Source organism: Bacillus sp. A015 (genome assembly GCF_053851875.1).
Genome location: NZ_JBSPZB010000003.1, coordinates 93,077 through 117,184 on the forward strand (window position 1 = coordinate 93,077; position 24,108 = coordinate 117,184).

Annotated in this window: 21 protein-coding genes and 1 pseudogene; 9 read left to right on the forward strand and 13 right to left on the reverse strand. The window is 42.4% G+C overall.

Annotated elements, in window-relative coordinates; all coding sequences use genetic code 11:
• Window positions 1-137: 137 nt before the first annotated feature.
• Together budA and alsS are read right to left on the reverse strand one after the other, a co-directional pair.
• Window positions 138-908: an acetolactate decarboxylase gene (gene budA / locus ACSLGF_RS03765; RefSeq protein WP_456002684.1), complete on the reverse strand. Its 771-nt coding sequence runs from the start codon at window positions 906-908 to the stop codon at window positions 138-140.
• A 20-nt stretch (window positions 909-928) separates the two neighbouring features.
• Window positions 929-2,629, reverse strand: coding sequence for an acetolactate synthase AlsS (gene alsS / locus ACSLGF_RS03770; protein ID WP_456002686.1), 1,701 nt, complete (start codon window positions 2,627-2,629; stop codon window positions 929-931).
• Between the two features lie 150 nt (window positions 2,630-2,779).
• Here alsS and alsR point away from each other — a divergent pair, with 150 nt between their 5' ends.
• Together alsR and ACSLGF_RS03780 are read left to right on the forward strand one after the other, a co-directional pair.
• Entirely contained in the window at window positions 2,780-3,667 is an 888-nt protein-coding gene (alsR, locus tag ACSLGF_RS03775) for an acetoin biosynthesis transcriptional regulator AlsR (RefSeq protein WP_456002688.1), read from the forward strand.
• Window positions 3,668-3,725: 58 nt separating this feature from the next.
• On the forward strand, window positions 3,726-4,343 hold the full coding sequence (locus ACSLGF_RS03780; RefSeq protein ID WP_456002690.1) for a flavin reductase family protein: 618 nt from the start codon (window positions 3,726-3,728) through the stop codon (window positions 4,341-4,343).
• Window positions 4,344-4,377: 34 nt separating this feature from the next.
• Here ACSLGF_RS03780 and rbsB read toward each other — a convergent pair whose 3' ends face one another.
• The 9 genes from rbsB to ACSLGF_RS03825 form a co-directional block, all read right to left on the reverse strand.
• On the reverse strand, window positions 4,378-5,295 hold the full coding sequence (gene rbsB, locus ACSLGF_RS03785; protein ID WP_456002692.1) for a ribose ABC transporter substrate-binding protein RbsB: 918 nt from the start codon (window positions 5,293-5,295) through the stop codon (window positions 4,378-4,380).
• Between the two features lie 13 nt (window positions 5,296-5,308).
• Entirely contained in the window at window positions 5,309-6,262 is a 954-nt protein-coding gene (gene rbsC / locus ACSLGF_RS03790) for a ribose ABC transporter permease RbsC (RefSeq protein ID WP_071168464.1), read from the reverse strand.
• A gap of 1 nt (window position 6,263) precedes the next feature.
• Window positions 6,264-7,745, reverse strand: coding sequence for a sugar ABC transporter ATP-binding protein (locus ACSLGF_RS03795; RefSeq protein WP_456002694.1), 1,482 nt, complete (start codon window positions 7,743-7,745; stop codon window positions 6,264-6,266).
• Window positions 7,746-7,760: 15 nt separating this feature from the next.
• Window positions 7,761-8,153, reverse strand: a complete 393-nt coding sequence (gene rbsD / locus ACSLGF_RS03800) for a D-ribose pyranase (protein WP_099726452.1) — start codon at window positions 8,151-8,153, stop codon at window positions 7,761-7,763.
• Window positions 8,150-9,028 (reverse strand): ribokinase, encoded by an 879-nt coding sequence (rbsK, locus tag ACSLGF_RS03805; protein ID WP_456002696.1) that lies wholly within the window; start codon window positions 9,026-9,028, stop codon window positions 8,150-8,152. Before rbsK ends, rbsD begins: the two co-directional genes overlap by 4 nt.
• Complete coding sequence (locus ACSLGF_RS03810) at window positions 9,025-10,008, reverse strand: LacI family DNA-binding transcriptional regulator (protein WP_456002698.1); 984 nt, start codon at window positions 10,006-10,008, stop codon at window positions 9,025-9,027. The genes rbsK and ACSLGF_RS03810 overlap by 4 nt, the downstream gene beginning before the upstream one ends.
• A 117-nt stretch (window positions 10,009-10,125) precedes the next feature.
• Window positions 10,126-11,268: a Ger(x)C family spore germination protein gene (locus ACSLGF_RS03815; protein WP_456002700.1), complete on the reverse strand. Its 1,143-nt coding sequence runs from the start codon at window positions 11,266-11,268 to the stop codon at window positions 10,126-10,128.
• Window positions 11,258-12,355, reverse strand: coding sequence for a GerAB/ArcD/ProY family transporter (locus ACSLGF_RS03820; RefSeq protein ID WP_456002702.1), 1,098 nt, complete (start codon window positions 12,353-12,355; stop codon window positions 11,258-11,260). The genes ACSLGF_RS03815 and ACSLGF_RS03820 overlap by 11 nt, the downstream gene beginning before the upstream one ends.
• The gene (locus ACSLGF_RS03825) at window positions 12,345-13,826 is read right to left on the reverse strand and encodes a spore germination protein (protein ID WP_456002704.1); all 1,482 of its coding nucleotides are present in this window, start codon (window positions 13,824-13,826) and stop codon (window positions 12,345-12,347) included. The genes ACSLGF_RS03820 and ACSLGF_RS03825 overlap by 11 nt, the downstream gene beginning before the upstream one ends.
• 748 nt (window positions 13,827-14,574) lie before the next feature.
• Here ACSLGF_RS03825 and pgsB point away from each other — a divergent pair.
• The 5 genes from pgsB to ACSLGF_RS03850 all read left to right on the forward strand — a co-directional run bounded on the left by pgsB (window position 14,575) and on the right by ACSLGF_RS03850 (window position 18,905).
• Window positions 14,575-15,756, forward strand: a complete 1,182-nt coding sequence (gene pgsB / locus ACSLGF_RS03830; RefSeq protein WP_191096313.1) for a poly-gamma-glutamate synthase PgsB — start codon at window positions 14,575-14,577, stop codon at window positions 15,754-15,756.
• 15 nt (window positions 15,757-15,771) lie between these two features.
• Window positions 15,772-16,221 carry a poly-gamma-glutamate biosynthesis protein PgsC gene (gene pgsC, locus ACSLGF_RS03835; protein WP_012011488.1) on the forward strand — a complete coding sequence of 150 codons (450 nt, stop codon included), beginning with the start codon at window positions 15,772-15,774 and terminating at the stop codon, window positions 16,219-16,221.
• Window positions 16,222-16,239: 18 nt separating this feature from the next.
• A complete protein-coding gene (locus tag ACSLGF_RS03840) occupies window positions 16,240-17,406 on the forward strand; it encodes a CapA family protein (RefSeq protein WP_456002706.1) in 1,167 nt (388 codons plus the stop codon).
• Window positions 17,403-17,573: a hypothetical protein gene (locus ACSLGF_RS03845; protein WP_456002708.1), complete on the forward strand. Its 171-nt coding sequence runs from the start codon at window positions 17,403-17,405 to the stop codon at window positions 17,571-17,573. The genes ACSLGF_RS03840 and ACSLGF_RS03845 overlap by 4 nt, the downstream gene beginning before the upstream one ends.
• A gap of 108 nt (window positions 17,574-17,681) precedes the next feature.
• Entirely contained in the window at window positions 17,682-18,905 is a 1,224-nt protein-coding gene (locus tag ACSLGF_RS03850) for a C40 family peptidase (RefSeq protein ID WP_456002710.1), read from the forward strand.
• A 56-nt stretch (window positions 18,906-18,961) separates the two neighbouring features.
• On the opposite strand, the gene ACSLGF_RS03855 is transcribed toward ACSLGF_RS03850, so the two are convergent.
• The gene (locus ACSLGF_RS03855; protein ID WP_456002712.1) at window positions 18,962-19,843 is read right to left on the reverse strand and encodes a Cof-type HAD-IIB family hydrolase; all 882 of its coding nucleotides are present in this window, start codon (window positions 19,841-19,843) and stop codon (window positions 18,962-18,964) included.
• Window positions 19,844-20,197: 354 nt separating this feature from the next.
• Window positions 20,198-21,163: an LCP family protein gene (locus ACSLGF_RS03860; RefSeq protein WP_456002714.1), complete on the reverse strand. Its 966-nt coding sequence runs from the start codon at window positions 21,161-21,163 to the stop codon at window positions 20,198-20,200.
• A 261-nt stretch (window positions 21,164-21,424) separates the two neighbouring features.
• Between ACSLGF_RS03860 and ACSLGF_RS03865 the strand changes: the two are divergent.
• Together ACSLGF_RS03865 and ACSLGF_RS03870 are read left to right on the forward strand one after the other, a co-directional pair.
• A pseudogene (locus tag ACSLGF_RS03865) lies at window positions 21,425-22,343 on the forward strand (sugar porter family MFS transporter); the annotation flags it as partial.
• Window positions 22,344-22,709: 366 nt separating this feature from the next.
• The gene (locus tag ACSLGF_RS03870; protein WP_456002716.1) at window positions 22,710-24,098 is read left to right on the forward strand and encodes a glycosyltransferase; all 1,389 of its coding nucleotides are present in this window, start codon (window positions 22,710-22,712) and stop codon (window positions 24,096-24,098) included.
• The last annotated feature ends 10 nt before the right edge of the window (window positions 24,099-24,108 follow it).

Consider the following 24,108-nt stretch of genomic DNA (forward strand, 5'->3'; position numbering starts at 1 on the left):
ACCCTTGAAGTCTAGGAAGGACGAGTACCGGAGCGGAGCGAATTTGACATTCGTGAGCACCGGAACGCAGGACTGACACCGAATGCGAGGGTTTGTCTACACGCTGAACACCCCGGTATCACCGGGGTGTCTTCATCTTATTTATCTGGGCTGCTTTCCGCACTGGCTATTTGCTGTGCAAGGTCAGCTCGATCAAGGTCAGCTTGGAAGAAATCCTGCGTATTTGGCAGGTGTAAATTCATATGACGTTTTTGAGAGATTCGAATGGTGACTTGATTAACGGTGTAATCAAATACGTGCCCGCCGACACGCCGATCATCATCAATAAAGTGAAGGTGATATCCACTCACCGCAATGCCATGTGCGTACTGCGGTGTACGGAACCCTGCGATCGTTCCATGAATATCCTCAAAATCGAAAATAGGCTGGGACTTAACTGCTTCCACCATTGGAACGTAAGGTTTTTCCTGTTTTTCGACCGTTCGGGTTTGAACCTTTTTGAATGATCCATCAATGCGGATCGCATAAAAAACATTTTTACTTGGTAAAATGCGGTCAATTTCTTCTTCTAGCTCTTTGGAAGTCATTGGTGCATCAATTCGATGAACGATATCCGTTTCAAAGAATGCTAGAGAGCAGAATGGTGAATAATCTTGATCTGTTACCGGTGTCGCTGTTCCATCCGAGCGCAGTCGATAAAATGCGCCGTCAAAGCCGATCAGCTCTCCATCTAATTGATTGAATGTGCCAATGCCGAAATCACCGTGTTCAGGAATATGCGCGAGGGAGAAATCTCCATCGTATACGGCTTCCAGCAGGGAGGTCATCGTCGATACTTGATAGACCTCTTGCTGTTTGTCATGCTGTCTTGTGTCGCTGTGTTGATTCATTGGGTGCATCATACCCATATCCGCTCACTCCTTTGATGTTATCTGACGTTCAATGTGTGTGTTTCGCGAAAAACTTCTGGCCATTTTTGACTGGCGAGGTCTGGGTTGTCTTGATAATCAATCGGTATGTCAATAATGACAGGTCCTTCTATGTCTATACCCTTTTGAAGGACGGTTGAAAGCTCTTCAGGTGAGTTTACACGTAACCCAGTCGCTCCAAAGCTTTCCGCATATTTCACTAAGTCGATCTGTCCGAATTCAACGCAGGACGTGCGTTTATATTTCATTTCTTGCTGGAACGCCACCATATCATATGTGCTGTCATTCCAAACGAGATGAACAAGGTTTGTTTTCATGCGGACGGCTGTTTCTAACTCCATTGCAGAGAAGAGAAAACCGCCATCACCTGAGACAGAAATAATTTTCTCATCTGGATTCAAAATAGAGGCAGCAATTGCCCATGGTAATGCCACGCCGAGTGTTTGCATTCCGTTACTCACTAGGAATGTGTTCGGTTCATAGACGCGGAAGTGGCGGGACATCCAAATCGCGTGAGATCCGATGTCACACGTGACCTTCGTGTCATCAGGAATCAGGTGTCTCAATGTATGAATGACATCCAGCGGGTGAGACAGATGACTTTCTCTTTCTGGTGCTTTTTCGATATCGTTTAATAGTTCCTGTACATGAGTGACGAGCTCTATTTTCTCTTTGCATAGTGAAAGTGGAACACTGTCATGTGCTAAGTGTTGGGCGGTTTCAGATATATTGCCAACAAGCTCAAGCGTTGGTTCATAAAAATGGTCAATATCCGCCTGCATGTCATCAACATGGATGATCTGGCGCTGCTGCGGCTTGATATTCCAATGCTTCGGATCATATTCGATCGGATCAAAGCCGATGGTCAAAATGACATCTGCTTGCTCAATGAGAAGATCTCCCGGCTGATTACGGAATAAGCCGATTCTACCCACATATTGAGACTCGAGCTCTCTTGAGAGAACGCCGGCTCCCTGGTACGTTTCGACAAATGGTATACCAAGTGTTTTTAATAATTTTCTTGTGGCGTTTGCAGCAGCTGGACGACTAGCTTTCATTCCCACAATTGCCACAGGTAAGTGTGCATTTTGAATTTTGGCGATGGCCGAACTGATGAGAGCATCCGGTGCAGGACCTAGTTCTGGAGAAGGATGAGCAGACACTGGTGTTTGTGTGGTGTGTTCTGTCACGACATCTTGTGGAAAGCTGATAAATGCTGCTCCAGCTTGACCTCTTTGTGCCGCGCGAAAAGCATTAGTTAATGCTTCTGGTATATTGCTTACGTCTTGTACTTCAACGCTATATTTTGTCACTGGTTTGAATAATGACGCATTGTCGAGTGATTGATGTGTTCGTTTCAGCCGATCCGCACGAATGACGTTTCCAGCGATTGCGACAACAGGGTCACCTTCAGTATTTGCTGTTAATAGACCTGTTGCTAAATTAGATGCACCAGGACCTGATGTGACGAGACAAACGCCTGGCTTGCCAGTTAAACGACCGACAGCAGCAGCCATAAAGGCCGCATTTTGTTCGTGTCTGCATAGAACAAGCTTTGGACCTCTGTCTTTCAATACATCGAATACCGCGTCAATTTTTGCACCTGGAATCGCAAAAACATGGGTCACACCTTGAGCAATCAGCGTATCGACAATCAACTCTGCTCCTCGTTTTGTTAGGGGTTGTGCTAGAGAATTCATATACCCCGCACTCCTTTCGGCAAGTAAAATTTTTTATGAAAATATATTTTCATGATATGATTTACTATACATTTCATAAAATAAAATTTCCAATATATGTTTAACGTGGTTTTGATATGTTTTACGAATAAGTGTGCGAGGAGTGAAAGGATGGAACTGAGACATTTGCAGTATTTTGTCACAGTAGCGGAGGAGCTGCATTTCGGCAGAGCGGCCGCACGGTTGAATATGACACAGCCTCCACTTAGTCAGCAAATTAAGCAGTTTGAGGAAGAATTGGGTTTTCCTTTGTTTCACCGGTCTAAACGAGTGGTGGAGTTAACAGCTGCTGGGAAGGTCTTTTTACATGAGGTTCGGGGGGTGCTGCATCAGCTTGATAAAGCCGTTGATCATGCCCGTCATACAGCAAGAGGGGAGCTTGGGAAGATTATCATTGGTTTTGTTGGAACCGCGACGTATGATATTCTGCCGCCAGTTGTACGTGAATTCAGGGAGCTGTATCCCTTAGTCAGTATTGAATTGAAGCAGCTTTCTGTCTCGCAGCAGCTGCGGGCGCTTTTGAATGGGGAGATTGATATTGGATTTTTACATCCCACATCACCGCATGAAGAACTGGTCAGTCGTTTAATGAAACAAAGTGAATGTATTTTTGCAATTCCGAAAAATCATCCACTGGCGAAAAAAGAAGCTGTCAGCATTGAAGATATTCGTCATGAACCCATTATTTCTTTATCAAAGGAATCATGGCCATCTCTTTATCAGCACTTTATTCTGCTATGTGAAAAGTATGGGTTTTCTCCGAATATCGTGCAGGAAGCGGCGGAATATCAAATGGTTATTGGACTTGTCACAGCAGGTATCGGCATTGCGGTCATTCCAAAATCGACCCGGCGTTTATTTAACCTAGATGTTGTGTATCGGTCGATTGAGGATGAACAGCTTCTGGCAGAATGGACCATTTCCTATAGACGAGAAAATCATAATCCTGCTTTATTTCATCTTGTCCATCATATCCTGCATCGTACCGAGCCGGAGTAATGGCATAGAAAAATGGGTATGGTATGATGTCGTTACATAAAAAGGAGGCGTGCCTGAAGTGATTACATTGCAAATGGATCAGCTGTCACGAAAAGAAGCATATAAATTATTATCTGGTTCCATTGTTCCAAGACCGATTGCGTTTATTACAAGTCTGTCAAAAGAAAATGTTGTAAATGCCGCACCATTTAGTTTCTTTAATGTCATCAGTGGACACCCGCCGCTCATCGCTGTTTCCATCGGACGACGTCAAGGAGAGATGAAAGATACGGCGCAGCATATCATAGATAGGAAAGAGTTTGTTGTTCATGTCAGTGATGAAGACATCATACAGGATATTAATGAAACGGCTGCTACTTTGCCGCAGGAAGAGAGTGAGCTGGATCGAACCCGTCTTCATCAAGTAAACAGCAGTGTTGTTTCAGTTCCTGGCATCAAGGAAGCACGCATTCGCTTTGAATGTCAGTTAGAACAACATCTCACCTTTCAAAATGATGAAGGAGAGATCACGGTCGATCATATCATTGGCCGGGTTGTGTGTGCGCATTTAGATGAGGCTGTCTATGATGCGGAAAAAGGATATATTTCTACTAATGAATTAAAGCCAGTCGCACGTTTAGCAGGAAATGATTACGCTCATTTAGGTACGTCATTTGTGCTCAAAAGACCAGAATAATGTGAAAAACCCCCGAGGCTGTCGGGGGTTTTGTTTATTTCTTTTGTTCAAGTTTTAGCGGAGCGGCGATATTCTTTTGTACTTTCTTCCCTTTTAATACGTCGTTTGCAGCGCCAACGGCCAGTTTACCGATTAGCTCTGGCTGCTGTGCGACCGTTGCTGAGAGTTTTCCTGCTTTGATCGAGTTTAGTGCATCTTCGTTTCCGTCAAAGCCAACGACGAGAATGTCTTTCCCAGAGCTTTGGATGGCCTCTAGTGCGCCAAGTGCCATTTCGTCATTATGGGCAAAAACGGCTTGGATGTCTGGGTTTCCTTGAAGCAGGTTTTCCATGACATTCAATCCTTTTGTCCGGTCGAAGTCAGCGGCTTGTTTTGCTGTAACATCTAGATCTTTGTCCGCTATTTGATGGAACCCTTTTCCGCGCTCACGTGTGGCGGAAGCTCCTGGCACACCTTCTAATTCAGCGACCTTCGCTCCTTTGCCGAGCTTGTCGATCATAAAGTCAGCTGCCATTTCGCCGCCTTTGACGTTATCTGATGCAACAAGTGCTTCCACCTTTCCGCTTTCTGCTGAGCGGTCTAATGTGATGACAGGTATATCTGAAGCATTCGCTGATTCGACAGCTGTTGATATGGCAGAAGAATCCGCTGGGTTGATGAGCAATGCGTCGACCCCTTGCTGAATTAAATCTTCGACATCACTGGTTTGTTTGGCTGAATCATTTTGTGCATCTGCAATAACGACTTCAATGCCAAGCTTTTTCGCTTCTTTTGTCACGCCGTTTTTCAGAGAAACGAAGAATGGGTTATTTAAGGTCGAAATTGATAGCCCGATTTTGATGTCTTTTTTCTTGCCATCCTTTGATAACTTGGCCCACTCTGGCGGTTCAAGTGAACAGGCAGAGAGCATGAACAATGAGAGAGTCAGGATGAGAATGAGATATTTTTTCATAGCAGCTGCCTCCTTAAGCAGATTTCTTTCTGTCTAGTAGGACTGCAATCAGGATGACAATCCCTTTCACAACAGATTGATAGAATGATGATACACCAAGTAAGTTCATACCATTGTTCAGGACACCGATGATCAGCACCCCGATTAGTGTGCCGACAATTCTTCCTCTTCCGCCAGATAGGCTTGTCCCGCCAAGAACAACGGCAGCAATCGCATCAAGCTCATAGGACGTACCAGCTGTTGGCTGAGCAGAGTTTAGACGGGAGGTTAAAATCGCACCGGCTAAAGCAGACATGAAACCTGCTAATGAATAAATCATGATTTTGACGCGCGGTACTTTTATTCCTGAGATGAGAGCGGCTTTTTCGTTCCCGCCGATGGCATACGTTCTTCTGCCGAAAGGCGTTTTATGAAGCAGCACCCAAAGCACAATAAAGGTGAGAAGCATCGTGATCGCTGGAACAGGAATGCCTAAGAAATATCCGCGCCCGAATAACTGAAATGCATAGTTAGAGCCAAGCCCTGTAATCGGATTTCCGTCTGTATAAACAAGCGTCAATCCTCTGAAAATGGTCATCGTTGCAAGAGTGGCAATGAAAGGAGCCATTTTTCCTTTTGTGATTAAAAGACCGTTGACCATCCCAAGGATCGCACCGATGATACATCCCACGATAATGGCTAGAATCGGGTCCATGCCAGAAACGATAAAGCCTGCGGTCAAAGCACTAGACAGGGCTAGAATCGCACCGACAGACAAATCAATGCCTCCAGTTAAAATAACAAACGTCATCCCAAAGGCAATGAGGGCATTAATGGAGATTTGTCTCAGTAAGTTTAAAATGTTTAATGGCTCTAAAAAGGCCGGGTTTAAAATAGAAACAATGGCGACAAGGATGATGAGTCCTAAGAATGGCCCAAGCTTTTGCATGATGTGGTCAAATCGTCCATTTGAAGTAAGTGGTTTCATGTTACTTCCCTCCTGTAGCTAGTGTCATGATTCGTTCTTGTGTAGCTTCTGTTTGATCTAATTCTCCGTTGATCGTTCCTTCATGAATGACAAGCACTCGATCGCTCATCCCAATAACCTCTGGGAGCTCAGAGGAGACCATCAAAATCGCAACGCCTCGATCGGTCAGCTCGTTCATTAACTGATAGATTTCTCGTTTTGCCCCGACGTCAACACCTCTTGTCGGTTCATCTAAAATCAAGACCTTCGGCTGAATGCCAATCCATTTGGCAATGACGACTTTTTGCTGATTTCCACCAGAAAGCCTCCGGGCAGAGATTTCAGAGGAAGCCGTTTTAATCGTCAGTCTCTTGATGAGCAGGTCGACAAAATCTTGTTCATTTTTTTTATCAATCAGCCCTTTTGGAGAGAAGCTATCTAAGTTTGGCAAACCGATGTTTTCTCGGATGGATGCATCAAGCATGAGTCCTTCATCCTTGCGATCCTCTGTGATAAAGCCGATGCCGAGCTTGACGGCATCACTTGGTTTTTTAATGACAGCCTTTTTCCCGTGAACCCAGATTTCACCTTTGTCAAGAGGATCGAGGCCAAACAGCGCCCGCATCATTTCGGTTCGGCCAGCGCCCATTAAGCCTGCGACACCGACGATTTCTCCAGCTTTGACTGAGAAACTAATATCTTGAAAGCGTCTTTTTCCCGTCGCTTGTTTTACTTCTAGGACAATATCTCCTTTAGAAGGCGTACGCTTAGGGTAACGATCTGTTAATTCTCGGCCGACCATTTTTTTGACGACTTCATGGAAATCCGTTTCAGGTATGGCTTTCGTATCGACCGTTTTCCCATCACGCATGATCGTAATACGATCACAGATCGCAAAGATTTCCTCCATACGGTGAGAAATATAGACGATGGAAACGCCTTCTTTTTTGAGTGATTCAATGACTTGGAATAGCTTTTCAATCTCACGGTCTGTTAAAGCTGCCGTAGGCTCATCCATGATGATGACCTTCGCATCGGTCATTAACGCCTTCGCAATCTCGATCATCTGTTTTTGGCCAACAGAACAGCTGCCTGCATCTTGATCAAGTGATAGGTTAACAGACAATCGGTCCAGCTGCGTTTGAGCGAGGGCTTTCATTTTTTTTGTGTCTAGGAGGCCGAGCTTCGTATAGATTTCTTTACCAATGAATAGATTCTCCAATACGGTCATATCAGGCCATATGTTCAGCTCCTGATGAATAAAGGCGATTCCGTGCTGCTCAGCTTCCTTCGGATTTTTGAAAGCGGTTTCTTTTCCGTCGATTTGAATCGTTCCTTGATCTAATGAATAAAGGCCTGTCAGCAGGTTCATCAAAGTTGATTTTCCAGCCCCGTTTTCACCCATGAGCGCGTGGACTTCACCTGTGACGAGGTCAAAGGAGACCCCGGAGAGAACGGTGTTTTTTCCAAAGGCCTTATGGATGTTATGCATCTCAATGTTCATTTCTGGCTCCTCCTTTTAAAAGATGACACCGGCATGAAGAATGCAGTTTGCGTATGGGGTGGCTTCACCCGTTCGAATGACTGCTTTTGCCTGTTTGGTCATATCTTTGAAAGTCTCGTGATTTACATCATGTAACGGCTGTGAGAACGCTTTCTTTAAAAACAAATGATCTCGCTCATTGGCTTCTTTGATTTCACTGGCTACAGTGATTTTTTCAACGGCCATTTCCTGAAGAAGGAGGGAGGTGACCTCCTGAAAGGACGGTGTGCCGATCGATAACGCAAGGTCGATCTTGATTGGGCCTTCTGGAATAGGTAGACCGCAGTCTGCGATGACGACTGTATCTGTATGACCAAGGTCAGCAAGCACCTTGGCGATATGGCTGTTTAAGATGCCGTTTTTTTTCATTTCTTTCTCTCCAATTCTTCTCTTGCTGGCATGCCGCCTTGTGCGCCGAATTTTGTAACAGAGATAGATGCTGCAAGATTGGCAAAAGCAAGCGCGTCGTATAGGGATTTGCCTTCTATTAATGCCACAGCCAAAGCGCCGTTAAATGTATCGCCAGCTCCTGTTGTATCGACTGCTTTAACAGGATAGCCTGGGACTAAAACTTCTCTCGATCCGTCAAAATATCGAACCCCATTTTTTCCTTCTGTGATCAGTAATTTATTAGGGAATTGACGAAGGGCTTCTTCAATTGTGAGACCATCAAACATAAGAGCTGCTTCGTGCTCATTCGGTGTAATATAGGCAGCTTGCTCTAAAACTTGCTGTGACACTTTGCGGGCTGGTGCGGGATTTAAGATCACTGGGATCTTTTTTTCGCTGCAAATGGCACAGACAGCTTCGACCGTTTCTTCAGGTATTTCCTGCTGAATGAGAACCATCCCAATATCATCAATCGTAGAAAGAGCATTTTTTACATAGTGAGGTGTGACTTCGTTATTTGCTCCTTTAACCACAACAATGCTGTTATCGCCTTCTGCTAAAATGATATGAGCTGTACCGCTTTCCATTTCGGTAACCGGTTTCATATATGTGGTGCGAACACCTTGCCCTTGTAAATTACTTACAATATCCTGACCATAAGCGTCATCACCGACTCGACCGACCATGTATACATCTGCACCGAGTCTGGCACTTGCAACTGCTTGATTTGCTCCTTTTCCGCCTGGGACGGTTTTAAATGATTCGCCTAAAACCGTTTCTCCGGCATTTGGCCGCTTATCCGATGTGACGACTAAATCCATTGAACAGCTTCCTACTACAACAATATGACTCATTGTGAATCCACCTTTCTCGTGGTCTCTCGTTCAATAAAAGAGACGGGCATTTGAATAACTGGCTGATCTATTGGTTGCTTTTGAATGGATTTGATTAACAGCTTCGCTGCTTTTTTCCCCATATCATAGGCAGGCTGCCTGATCGTTGATAAGGAAGGGAAGAGCAGTTCGCTTTGCGGAATATCATCAAATCCAATGATTTGGACTTCATCTGGAATGGCTTTTCCGTTCCGAAGCGCTTCGTGTATGACTGCTGTTGCGACGATATCATTGCTGGCGATGATACCATCTGTTTCAGGGTACAGCTGGAAAAGAGCCTTGGCGCTTTTTCGGGCTTCTTGAAAGGAAAAAGAAGCGTTAGACATCACATGAAAGTCGACACCTTTTTCAGTGAGAACATCAAGTGCACCTTTGAATCGCTGCCGCGCTGTTTGAAGATGGGCAGGTCCTTTTAGCAGTGTGATCTGCCGGCTGCCGCGCTTAATCAATTCCATTGCGGCCATTTTCCCGCCAGTTGCAGCATCTGCAAACACAGAAGGTGCATTTGGCACTGTTCGATCTAAGAACACAACGGGTAAATCATCATTGTACATATCCGATTCAGGTTCGTTGGTGACAGCAATGACACCGACCACTTGATTTTGTTTAAAGGTTTGTAAGTAAGCCAGTTCCTTCTCGCGATCTTCATCACTGTTTCCGAATAATAACCGAAAACCATGAGCATGAATCTCATCCTCAACGCCTCTAGCCAGCTGAGGGAAGAAGGGGTTTGTGATATCAGGTAAGATCAAACCGATTAAGCGTGATTCTCTGTTAAAAAGGGATCTAGCCACTTCATTGGGGAAATAGTTCAGCTCCTGCATCGCTTGTGTCACGCGGGTTTTCGTATCTGTATGGACATATCCAGTATCGTTGAGCACGCGTGAAACAGTAGCAACAGACACTTGTGCGGCTTTTGCAACATCTTTAATTGTAGCCAATGGAGTGCCTCCCTTCGTGAATGTGTAACCGTTTACATAGATAGATTATCACGAAAGTATTGAAATGACAATCATAAAAAAATAAAAAAAGAAAAGAAAGATGACTTCTTCCTTTTCTTAGCTAGTAATACCTGTTTTTTTAATATTCACTTTGATTTTTGGAATAATTTTCACCTTTGGATAATCGGTTACCCAGTTCATTTTCATATACTCATCATAATGTCTTACTCGATATTTTCTGCCAAGGCTTAGGACATCAGAGTTTGCTTCTTGCAGCGCAGCAACGACTTTTTCGGCTTCTTTTGTCAAAATGGCTGAAAGCCTTTTGTTGAGCATTTCAATGTTCTTATCTGTATCTAGGTTATCTTTCGGGTACTCGAGCACAGATGTCGTGAATTCATAATTGAGAGAGAATGTTAAGTCTCGGTGATCAGGATTGACAATCTCGATGTCTCTCTTTGAGTCTGTTACTTGAATGGTGATGTAATTGCTCTCTTTTAATTTCATGTCACTTCTGACTTTTTTTGTGAAGGTTGCATAGCTCCCCATTTTCTTGTCCATCACGGTGAGCAGAATCGCATCTTGACCGTACAGTTCGCCTTTCTTTTTTTCATTATCAAATAGGGCTACACCTTTTACACTAATTAACTTCTTTGATTGATCGAAGTGAAGTAACGGCAGTGTGAAATCCTCTCCCGTTTGCAGCATTTTGGACCGGACATTTTGAATGTTTTTAGGTGCTACTAGGGAGGACTGTGATGCGGTAGTGATTAAGTTGTTTAAATAGTCGCTCACAATAAGTTTTTCCTTGAGCAGCTGGTTGATCAATTCCACACAGTTTCCCCCTTGAACCACAGCAAGGTTTGCGAGTAAAGGGCTTTTGGGATCTCGATAAAACATATCTAAATAGGGAAGAAGGCGATTTTGAGCAAATTCATCGCCGATCAGCATGACCCGCATTTTCGATATATCAATTTTTTGGTCGACAATCCGGCTAAAGTTGGTCCTTGCTTTTCTTAAAGTCGGTGCTTCAGTTGTAAGAACAGTGGTTGAATAGCTGCCTGTATTTCCTTGCTCCATACTTTGAGACTGCTGCACCTTTCGATAGGTAATTGAGAATTTCGCATTGTCTTCTTCTCCTTGATCGACAGCTGAAGTTAAGACAAGAGAGATGTTTTTTAACAAATTCTGATCCCAGCAGCCAGGCATGAATATAAGAGAAATACACATAAGCAGCGTCAGTATGTACTTATGACGCATGTGATTTCACCTTCCCTTTGCGATGTTTGATCAAGATGGTGATGGCCATAATGATCGGAAGTGTATAAATAACTGAATATTGAGAAAAAGTCGTAAAGTCATTAAAGCGCTGAATTCTAAAATGATCTTCTGCAAGAAAACAGCTAGCGACATAGATCAAAATGGCAAAATAATAGACATATTTTTTATGCTCTTTTTTCTTCAAAATGCTGGATACGCCATTTGCACAAAAGTAGAGATAATTGCTGAGGGTGGCAAGAATGTTAAACACCCAAAAGCTGAGAAAAATTAAGTCTGTCCTCTCAATCACACCGAATGAAATGGTCTTTAATAGATAAAGAACAGGGTTTGGAATGACATTAAGCTCAATAGGGCTGAAAAACATAAAACAAATCAATGTAATAAATAGGTAGTAAAGCGTTGTGCATATATTAGAAATGGTCATGACCTTATAACGTTCCTTGGTGGTACCCTTCATAAATGGAGAGATGATAAGGATCATCTCGAATCCATTCATGGACAGAACAACGTCCTTCAATCCAATTTGAAATTGAGAAAAATCTGTTTGGAAAAAAGGCATGAGGTAGTCGATATTCGTTCCTTTTAATGCATAAAACATCAATAGAGACAGCATGAGCAAAAAGGGAGTCAAAATAAAGTTAAACCTGGCAATTGCTGTGAATTTTTCCTTTGCGATGTAGATAATGGATATCATCAGCAAGAAATCAATGACCCAATTTGGCGTAAGCGGTAGCACCCATATTCCAAGAATTCTTGTGAAAATCGATAGAACAACAATGCAGACTGAGGCAAAGTATACCGTATAGAGTACGATCAAGGTCCGGCCGATCCATTTTCCGAACACGTTGATTAACGTTTGGAAAAACGATGTGTCAGGATATTTATGAATAATGTAAATAAAAATGGTGTTGATGATTTGGATGAATAATCCGGCTAGAATAATCGTCATCCACCCATCGTGACCCATGTCTTTCATGAGCAAATGGGGGAGGGCTAAAATACCGACACCAATTTGAGATTGGATGATAAAAAAGACAGCTTGAGGTGGAGATATTTTATTGTTCATTTTTCTTTTTCCACCCTCTCAAATTTTCAATTTGCTCTTTCTTTTGCGGATTTAAATAAACAGGGCGCATTTTGTACATCCACATCGGTAATCGAATGATCGTGTCTTTTAAGTCCTGCCAGTTAAATGGAGTAACTGGTGATAAGTAAGGTACTCCTAGCGATTCCAAGCGGCATAAGTTCATGAGGACAATAGACAGTCCAAATGAAATACCGATAAAACCGAACATCGATGCCATGAACATGAGCGGGAAACGCAGCATTCGAATGGCTAAAGTCATTTCAAAGGATGGAAGGACAAAAGAAGCGACGGCTGTCACTGCAACCACAATAACAAGGACATTCGAAATGAGTCCTGCTTTTACAACGGCATCCCCAATGACCAAACCTCCTACAATTCCAATCGTCTGACCAATTGGTTTTGGCAGACGCACCCCTGCCTCGCGTATGAGTTCAATGGTGATCTCCATTAGCATCGCTTCTATCAAAGGAGGAAATGGGATACCGATAATTGAATTTTTCATCGTTATGGCTAATTCATCTGGGACGACCTCATAATGAAAGCCAATAACAGCGATGTAAAAAGATGGCAAAACGACTGCGATGATACAGGCAAGATAGCGGAGAACACGGATAAACGTAGCCGGAATCCAGCGGCTATTATAATCATCAGGTGATTGAAAGAAGCTAAAGAAGGTGACAGGAAGAATGATGGCCATCGGACTGCCATCCATCATCACCACAATTCGCCCTTCAAGGATTGCAGATCTCACCTTATCAGGGCGCTCTGTATTAATAAGCTGTGGGAAAATAGAAAATGAATCATCCTCAATCGCCTCAACAATAGAGCCAGGACTTAGCAGCGTGTCTACTTTAATAGAAGAAATCCGTTTGTTTATCTCTTCTACCTTTTCTTGATTAGCGATATCAGATATATATACAGTCGCAAGCTTTGTTTCAGATTTTGTACCAATCTTATGATATTGGATAGCCAGTTTTCGATCATTTAAGTGTGAACGCAGCAAATATAAATTCGTATCTAAACTTTCGACAAATCCATCATGTGCACCCGCAATAATACTTTCAGAAGAAGGCTCAGAAATAGAGCGCAGCGGCGGCTGTCCGACAGCAAACAATTTCATCTGCGAGGAATTTTCATCAAGAAAGGCAATGCTTCCTGCAATAATACTGTCAGTGATCAGTATCAAATCACCTGTTTCAAGTGTACTAAGAGACTTTGTATAGTTCTGCTTCCCGGGAGGGCCTAACAAGTTGCCGATAATGAAATCGTTCAGTTTGCCTTCATCAATTCTCGTTTTAATAAAGAACAGGACTGATTTTGTTTCATTCACCATTAACTCCCGGTATTCAAAATCGCCGCTTTGCTGAAATGTTTTCTTCAGGATCCGAATTTTCTCCTCAAAGCTGCCTGATAAAAAGTGCAAGCGTGTTTGTTCATTGGTGTTTGGCATCTTTAGCCTCCTCTCACATTATTTTTTAACCTTAGTGTAAGCGGAGAAGCTGATTTTATTCGTCACCTTTAGGGAATGCATGACATGAGCCGACAACTTTCAACTAAAATCATATTAAAAATGTTAAGAAATGATGAATCTTGATAAAAACAAATGAATATTGTTTCATTGTTTAGGTCATAAGGAGTGAATATCGTAAAGAGAAGATATAACGAAATGATCAAATTTTGACATCTTATCCCAATTTTTCGTGACCCAAAAATAAGCATATGACTTGATTTTTTGAGAGGTGACCTTTGTCATAGGTCAACGCATAGCATTCTGACCGTTGAGGATGACTTTCTAACCTGTTCATTCAAAAAGATAAAACATTCCAAAACACGCACTATTCATTTAAAGCACTGATATGACTGATTTTATAGGGATGAAAGGATTTTAAAACATTGATTCAAAATACATCTTAATAATTGTCAAAAAATTTAGGGAGAAAAGGACAAAAGATTTTTCGATGATTGATGGTAACGCTTTCTCTTGAATGAAGCAGAAATTCAGTCTGAATTTTGTCCGTCTTTTGGCCTTTTTATTTGAGGGAATGCTAGGCATTTACACCTTAGGATTAGAGGAATTTGGCATACGAGGAAGTGAAAGATTATGTTACATAATACCGATTGTGATTTTATGCTGAACAGATATACTGTTGATTGAATTTACATATCACACTCATAAAAAAAGGAGATGTAGATAATCGATGTGGTTAATCGTTATAGCCTGCGTCATCATGTTAGGGATTGGCTTTATTGAAAAGAAGCGTCATCAGAAAAATATCGATGCCCTGCCGGTGCGCGTCAATATTAATGGTATTCGCGGAAAGTCCACCGTTACAAGATTGACAACCGGTATCTTAATGGAGGCAGGTTATAAAACTGTCGGCAAAACAACGGGAACGGATGCAAGAATGATTTATTGGGATACGCCAGAAGAGAAACCGATTAAAAGGAAGCCGCAAGGACCGAATATCGGAGAGCAGAAGGAAGTTATGAGAGAAACAGTTGAAAGAGGAGCAAATGCCATCGTCAGTGAATGTATGGCAGTAAATCCAGATTACCAAATTATCTTTCAGGAAGAGCTGCTTCAAGCGAATATTGGCGTGATCGTAAACGTTCTTGAAGATCATATGGATGTAATGGGGCCAACTCTTGACGAAATAGCAGAAGCCTTTACAGCCACAATTCCTTACAATGGACACTTGGTTATTACGGATAGTGAATATACGGATTTCTTTAAAGAGATTGCGAAAAAACGCAACACGGAAGTCATTGTTGCAGATAATTCCAAGATTACCGATGAGTATTTACGGAAATTTGAGTACATGGTTTTCCCGGATAATGCTTCGCTTGCACTTGGTGTCGCTCAAGCATTAGGGATTGATGAAGATACGGCATTCAGAGGAATGTTAAATGCGCCGCCTGATCCAGGAGCGATGAGAATTCTTCCATTAATGGATGCGAAAACACCTGGACACTTTGTAAATGGATTTGCGGCAAATGACGCATCATCTACATTGAATATTTGGAAGCGTGTGAAAGAAATTGGATATCCAACAGATGAACCAATTATTATCATGAACTGCCGTGCGGATCGTGTAGATAGAACGATCCAGTTTGCGGAGGATGTACTTCCTTATATTGAAGCTAGTGATCTTGTTTTAATTGGTGAAACGACTGATCCAATTGTGAAGGCATATGAGGAAGGGAAAATTCCGGCTGACCACTTACACAACCTTGAATATCAATCTACAGAACAAATTATGAACATGCTTGAGAAAAAGCTTCATAATCGAGTGGTTTATGGAGTCGGCAATATCCATGGCGCCGCTGAACCTTTAATCGAAAAAATTCAAGAATACAAAATTAAGCAGCTTGTCAGCTAGGAGGAAATATAGAAAATGTTCGGATCAGATCTTTATATCTCGTTAATTTTAGGTGTTCTACTTAGTTTAATCTTTGCAGAAAAAACAGGAATTGTACCAGCTGGGCTAGTTGTTCCAGGTTATCTTGCGCTTGTATTTAACCAGCCAGTCTTCATTTTAGTCGTCTTATCTGTCAGCTTGCTTACGTATGTCATCGTTCGCTTTGGTCTATCAAAATTTATGATTTTATACGGACGCAGAAAGTTTGCTGCGATGCTGATTACAGGGATTGCCTTAAAGCTCGTATTTGATTTCTTCTATCCAGTGGTCCCATTTGAAATAGCAGAATTTCGCGGAATCGGGATCATCGTACCTGGCTTGATTGCAAATACGATTCAAAAGCAAGGTCTTACGATTACCCTTGGAAGCACGTTGCTTCTAAGTGGTGCAACATTTGCCATCATGTATGTTTACTATCTATTTTAAGATAAGGTGTGTCCAATCATGAATAAAAAATTGAGCTTTCAGGAAAAGCTGCTGAAAATCACAAAGAATCAAAAGAAAAAGACGAATAAACATGTACTGATTGCTTTACCGATCGTCATTGCTTGTACATTTCTATTTACATTTATCGGGAAAGCGCAAGTGCCAACTGTAGAAAAGAATCCAGAAAACATCCTGACCGCTTCGTTTGTCGGTGACATTATGTTTGGAAGAAATGTAGAGAAAGTGACCGATCGCTACGGGAAACAGCATCTCTTTCGCTATGCCAAACCATATTTTGATGTGTCAGATTATGTAACAGGTAACTTTGAGCATCCAGTTGCATTAGATCAGGAACAGGCGGCGCAAAAGAATATTCATTTGAAAACGGATGAAGAGTCTGTCCAAGCATTGAAGGATTTGAATTTCTCTGTATTAAACTTTGCAAATAACCATGCGGCAGATTTTGGTGAAAAAGGTCTGAACAACACGATCAATGCCTTTGAAAAAGCTGACATGGATTACACCGGAGCAGGTCGTTACCTCCAAGATGCGAAGCAGAACATCTCTTACAAAGAAGTGAACGGTGTCAAAATCGCTACACTCGGTTTTACAGATGTGTATGGGAAAAATTTTAAAGCAACGAATCGCAAAGCAGGTATTCTGCCAGCCGATCCATCTATTTTTATTCCGATGATTTCTCAGGCTGCTGAAAAGGCAGATATCGTCGTTGTTCATGCTCACTGGGGTCAGGAGTACAACAATGAAGTAAACGATAGACAAAGAGAATTAGCAAGAGCGATGTCGAAGGCTGGTGCTGATATCATCATCGGTGCACACCCGCACGTCCTTGAGCCAATGGAGGTCTACAATGGAACGGCGATCTTCTATAGCCTGGGGAACTTTATTTTTGACCAAGGCTGGTCTAGAACACGTGATTCTGCCCTTGTTCAGTATCATCTGAATGAAGATGGAAAAGCGACATTTGAAGTTGTCCCAATGTATATCAAAGAAGCAACGCCTGCTCCAGTAAAGGCAGGATCTTTTGAGTCGAAATCCATTATTCGTATGCTGACCAATGGCACGAATGCGGATTGGAAAGAAAAAGACGGACACATTTTCTTTGAAGTCAATCATGCTGATAAAGTTCAAACATTAAAAGAAAACGGAGGAAAAGATAAGAAATGAAATTCCTAAAAGCAAGCTGGCCGTTTGTTGCGTTAATTTTAGTATTTGTCTTTATGTCTGCTTTTAAATTTAGTGATAGTCTGACAGATCATGAGAAACAAAAGATCTCAGTTGAAATGCAGAAGATCGAGCAGCAAAAGCAGTCGAAAGCGGAAGCGAATAAATAGAGTCATGGTGAATAGAAGGGGCACGCCTTGCGTGCTCTTTTTTGTCGAAAAAAGGTGTAAAATGAAAGATGTCATGCCGAAACTATAGAAGACAGGAGGGAAAAGATCATGAAATGGAAAGGAATGCTGATTGGAGGCTGTGCGCTCGTAGGGCTGATGTTCATGTCCCAATCAGAGGTGTCTGCTCAAACAAAGTCTCCTTTGGAGCAAGCGGAAACGCTGATTGGAACACATTACCATAAAGGGGGAACCGATCCAAAAACGGGCTTTGATGCATCTGGGTTTATTCAATATGTGTACAAGACATCAGGCACATTTGATTTGCCGCGGAAGGTGATCGATCAATATCAGATTGGAGAAAAGGTATCATGGGAAAAAGCCAAACCCGGAGACCTCGTATATTTCCGTAGTCCTGAGGAAACAAAAGAGATCCCGACACATGTGGCTTTGTACGCTGGAAACCATCAAGTCATCCACATCACGCTTAGTCAAGGTGTGGTGAAAACAGATGTCAGCCAAAGCAAATATTGGACAGACCGATTTTATGCGGTCAAACGGCTGCCTGTTTCTCAAGAAATCTCTGATGATCTTGTTGTGAAAGATGCGATGACATATTTAGGTGTCCCTTATGTGTTTGGTGCAGCAGATCCAAAGGTTGGCTTTGATTGTTCAGGCTTTTTACAATATTTATTTGAAACATCACTTGGCATTTATTTGCCTAGAAGTGCTGAACAGCAATGGATGGTCGGAGAAAAAGTAGCACTAGACGATATTCGTCCTGGGGACTTTGTCTTTTTTAGCAACACATATAAACCCGGAATTTCTCATGTAGGGATGTACATTGGGGGCGATCGTTTTATTCATGCGAGCCGTTCTGAAAGTGTGACGATTTCTTATTTGTCCGAATCGTATTGGCGCGAGAAATGGACAGGTGCGAAACGATTAACTGAGCTGAAACTAGTGAAAGAAGACCCAATCGTATCAAAAGCTGCTACGTATATTGGGGAAGTCCCTTATGTCAAAGGCGGTACGAACCCAGAGAAAGGGTTTGATACAGCAGGATTCACGCAGTACGTGTACCAAAAAGTGCTTGGCATTGAGCTTCCTCGCTATGCGTCAGGACAAGTCAAGGCAGGCACGCCTGTAAAACGTTCGGAGCTTAAGCCAGGAGATCTTGTCTTCTTCAAAGGGACTTCATTGATGCCGGCCATTTATGCAGGATCAAATCAAGTCATTCATGTGACCGTCTCAAATGGTGTTGTCATTACTAATATGAAAACAAGTACGTACTGGAAGGATAAATATGAGACGGCTGTTAGAATCAAAAAATAAAGAAAAAGCCCGATCAACAACCAGATCGGACTTCTGGACTTCTCACTAGGCGCTGATTAGACAAGCGTCTTTTTTTCTTGGAATTGATTCTGTAAAAGCAGATCAATAAAATAAGCGACGCCATCTTCATGGTTGCCTTTTGTGACGTATGTGCTCTTTTCTTTAATGACGTCCACCGCATTCCCCATCGCAATCCGGTGACCTGCTTCCTCGAACATGGATAGATCATTAGGGCTGTCACCGATCGCATAAATATTGGAGCGGTCTACGCCATAATGGGCTGCGAGTTTTTTAAGGGCATGTCCTTTCCCTGACTCTTTTGGCAGCACCTCAATGATATGTTTTCCAGACGAGGTCAATGAGAGCTCAGGCATCTCGGCAAGAAGATTTCGTGCTTCCTGCAGCTTGTTCATATCAAATGAGAAGCACAGTAATTTATAGGTCGCTTCATTCGACTCAAAAATCTGGCGGATATCATCCACTGATTTGATGCCAAATTGTTTAAATTGGGTCATTGCCCCTTCCCATAAATCAGTTACATCCTCATTTGGATTTGCGCTTTTGATCACATCAAATTCTGCTTTCAGCTTCTCTTTTCCATCAAATGGGGAGAGGAGGGCATCGTCAGTATATACCTCGAAGTAAATGTTCCGTTCCACTAATGCCTTTGCCGCACGTTTCCCAGCTTCTTGATCAAGTGTGATTCGGCTGAAGAGCTTGTATCCTTCGGTATGGACGGTCCCGCCGTTTGCCGCAATAATTGGAATGTCCAAATCGCCAAGAAGGTTCTTCACATCAAAAGTCGCCCGCCCTGTGCAGATGGTGACAATATAGCCAGCTTCCTTCGCCCGAATCAATGCCTGCCGGTTTTGAGCGGAAATTTCACTTTTTGTATTCAAGAGTGTGCCGTCTAAATCAATCGCAATCATTTTTTTCATCGCTGTCAAATCCTCCTTCATTCATGCAATAGCCTCTTAAAAGTATGTACGATTTCCTTCATTCTCATGAAAGAGTGAGGAGATTTGATTCCTCTCTATATCAAGGCTAAACAAAAATGTCCAAATGATCAATGATGAGATAAGAAAAAGCACCCCACAGGGACGCTTTCAGCGTGTAGACAAACCCTCGCATTCTGTGTCAGTCCTGCGCGCTGGTGCTCCGAATGTCAAATTCGCTCCGCTCCGGTACTCGTCCTTCCTAGACTTCAAAGGTTTTCAATCACGCTGAAAAGAAGACAAAGGGCTAAAATAAAGATCATTTTAGCCCTTTGTCAACAATCTGACGCTTTCTGTTTAAGATAATTCAAGCTGCTTCTTCAATTCAGTTTTCACTTCATTCAGTTGATTTTGATCCAATTGGAAGTAATAGACGCCGTTTGGCTGATAGTCTGAACCTTTTAGCTGAATCGTATCAACAGATTTTAATGAAGTCAGAAGCGGGAAAAGACCGACTAATTCTTTCATAGAAAGGGTCGTTGAGACATTATCACCGAGTGTATCAATGATATTGTCATATGACGGAATGGACGTTAATGATTTTGATTTATCAAAAATGGCTTTTAAAATTTCCATTTGACGCTGTCCGCGCATTAAATCACTATCTGCTTTTCTCGTTCTCACATATGCGAGAGCTTGATCACCGTCTAGTGTATGAGTTCCTGTTTGAAGCACAACCTTGCCTTTTGTATCTTTCTGAATTTGTTTGACAAGATATTCATCCTTAATGTTAATAGAAACGCCGTTTAGTTCATTCACAATTTCCTCAAATGCTTTGAAATTACTTTGAATGACAAAGTCGACCGGAATATCTAGTAAATTTTCAACTGTACTCACCGTTAAATCTGCACCGCCAAATGCGTGTGCGTGAGTAATTTTGTCATAACCATGACCTGGAATATTGACGTATGAGTCCCTTGGAATGCTTAATAATTTAACGGTTTTATTAGTGCGGTTAATCGTCGCTAAGACCATTGCATCGCTTCGTGCCTGTTTAACTGTTTCGCCTGGTCTGCTGTCGATTCCGAGCAGCAAAACAGAAAAACTGTCTTTTCCTGGATCAAATGCTTCAATCCGTTTGACAGATTGTGCGCCTCGATCTAGAGACACTTGTGCTTTTTTGGCAGCATTTGTCACTTTATAGTAGGCATAGCCTGTGACAGAAGCGGTTGTCAGTAAAAGAATACCGAATATAAAAAGAGTGACTTTCACCCATGGTTTTAAACGCTTTCTCCCTTTGCGTCTGCTTCGTGATTGATCCATATATTTTAAACCTCGCAATGATTTTTATAGTAAAGATGTTCTTCTCATGATTACAAACTAAAACAAATATACCTTAAAACGGGATATAGTGCGACATTTTTTCGCCAACGCTTAATTGACGTTTCCTTATCGTAAAAAGTTTCATTGATACGAAAATGAAATATATTTGTCATAAAACATCGAAATGTTTGAAATGACAGGAAGTGAGGAAAATGATTTTTCATAGAGAAACAACCAGTAAACACAGACAAAAGAGGGGGTATGTTGATGAAAAATCGGAATGGATGGCTTTATTTCTTCGGCGCACTTGGCGGCGCCTTATATGGCTATGGTACAGGTGTCATCTCTGGCGCCATCTTATTTATGAAAAAGATTTAGGTTTAAACTCGTTTGCAAGAGGGGCTTGTCGTCAGCTCGATTTTAATCGGGGCGATGTTTGGTTCCACTCTTTCTGGAAAACTGACAGACCAATTTGGGCGGAAAAAAGCAATCATCGCCGCAGCTATTTTGTTTATTATCGGCGGATTTGGAACAGCCTTTGCCCCAAATACGGAAGTGATGGTCTTATTCCGAATCGTACTAGGGCTTGCTGTAGGCTGCTCGACGACGATTGTTCCATTATATTTATCTGACTTTGTCCAAAGGAATCAAGGGGTGCACTGTCCTCTTTAAACCAGCTCATGATCACATTTGGTATTCTTCTCGCCTATATTGTGAATTACGTTTTAGCAGATGCGGAGGCATGGCGTCTGATGCTTGGAATTGCAGTGGTTCCTTCTATCCTTCTATTATTTGGTATTTTGTTTATGCCAGAAAGTCCTCGCTGCTGTTTGTCCATGGACAGGCTGACCGAGAGAAGGCGATATTATCAAAACTTAGACAGAGTAAGGAAGAAGTCGAAGAAGAAATTTTAGATATTCAAAAGGCGGAAAGTGAAGAGAAAGGCGGTCTTAAGGAATTATTTGAGCCGTGGGTGCACCCAGCTTTGATCGCTGGTGTCGGTTTAGGCTTTTTACAGCAGTTTATCGGTATCAATACGATTATTTATTATGCACCAAAAACATTCACAAGTGTCGGCTTTGGTGATTCAGCGGCGATTTTAGGAACCGTAGGAATTGGCGCAGTGAATGTGATGTGCCTTCTTATTTGTGAAATACTTAGTGACAGAAACGAAAGGGAAAAGTCTTGAAGAAATTGAAGAGGTTTTAAAAAAGGGAAACCGTGCCGTCGTAAGTGACGAAGGGGAAACGGTGTGAAAAAAACCAGATGCCGCATGCAGCTGGTTCAGCGTGTAGACAAACCCTCGCATTCGGTGTCAGCCTGCGTTCCGGTGCTCACGAATGTCAAATTCGCTCCGCTCTAGTACTCGTCCTTCCTAGACTGCAAAGGTTTTCTATCACGCTGAAAAGAAGACAAAGGGCTAAAATAAAGATCATTTTAGCCCTTTGTTAAACAAACGTTTAATCAAGAAAGGACAAACGCTCATCTTCTGAACGTGCTGCATATGACATACATATGGAACAGGCGGGCGAAAGGTGGAAATAAGATGAAAGGAAAAACGAGCATTGTCATGCTGACGTACAACGAACTGCATTTAACCAAAAAATGTATCGACAGTATCAAGCAGCATACCCGAAGTGGCCAATATGAACTCATCATCGTCGATAATGCATCAACAGACGGCACGAAGGAATATGTGAGAGAGCTGGAAGATGTTATTTTCATTGAAAACGAGAAGAATCAAGGTTTTGCAAAGGGGTGTAATCAAGGAGCGAAAAAAGCGACAGGAGATAACATTCTCTTTTTAAATAATGACACGATGGTGACTGAAAACTGGCTTTCTCCATTAAAAGAGGCGCTATTTGCATCAGATCGTATTGGAATGGTGGGACCTGTCTCCAATTATGTGAGTGGTCCTCAGATGGTCCAGCCGTCGTATACAGATGTGAAGGAGCTCCCAGCCTTCGCTAAGGAATATACAGCTGCGAGAAAAGGTCAGAGAACGTACGTGCATAGACTTGTGGGTTTTTGTCTGCTGGTGAAACAAGAGCTGATCGGGGATGTGGGATTATTTGATGAACGGTTTGTATACGGATCATTTGAGGATGACGACCTTTGTTTGCGTTCATTGCTGAAGGGATATCAGCTGCAAATTGTCCATGATTCATTTGTGCATCATCACGGTCATGCAACCTTCCGTGCGAATCAAGAAACGAACATCTCTAAACTGTTTGCAGAGAACAGGCTTCGGTTTTTAGATAAATGGGGCATTGATTTAAACCTGATCACCCCTCATCCATATTTTACGGCACTGCTGCCTCAAGAGGCTAAATATGTGCTGGATGTTGGGTGCGGCACAGGGGCAACGGGTCTTGAGCTCATCAATAGTCAGTCTGTTGACATGTACGGGGTAGAGGCCGATGCCTTAAAAGCAGAGATTGCCAAGGCGTATTACCAAGAAGTCATCGAGGCCAAAGCGGATGAGTACCCATGGTCAGAGAAGGAAGCCTTTTTTGATGCGGTCATCTTTTCTAATATATTAGAGCATGTGTCAGATCCATGGCAAATCATTACACAAGCGCACAAGTCTTTAAAGCCAGGCGGCGTCATCATTTGCTGCTTGCCTAACATGATGCATGCGGAGGTGCTCCTGCCATTAATGACAGGTGATTTTACGTATCAAGATGTGGGGATTCTAGATCGAACGCATATGAGATTTTTCACACCAAAAACGATGCGTGCACTATTTCCAGACCATTTGTTTGACCCTGTGATAGAACAACAAATCAATGTACAGATTGATCAAAACGTCCAATTGTTTTTTGACGAAGTGGCGAGAGTAGGAGAGTCACTTGGATTTCAAACAAAAGCTTTATCTGATCAAGTGACACTATATCAGCTTCTGATTGTGGCACGTACAAAAGGCGGTGCATAACCGCCTTTTT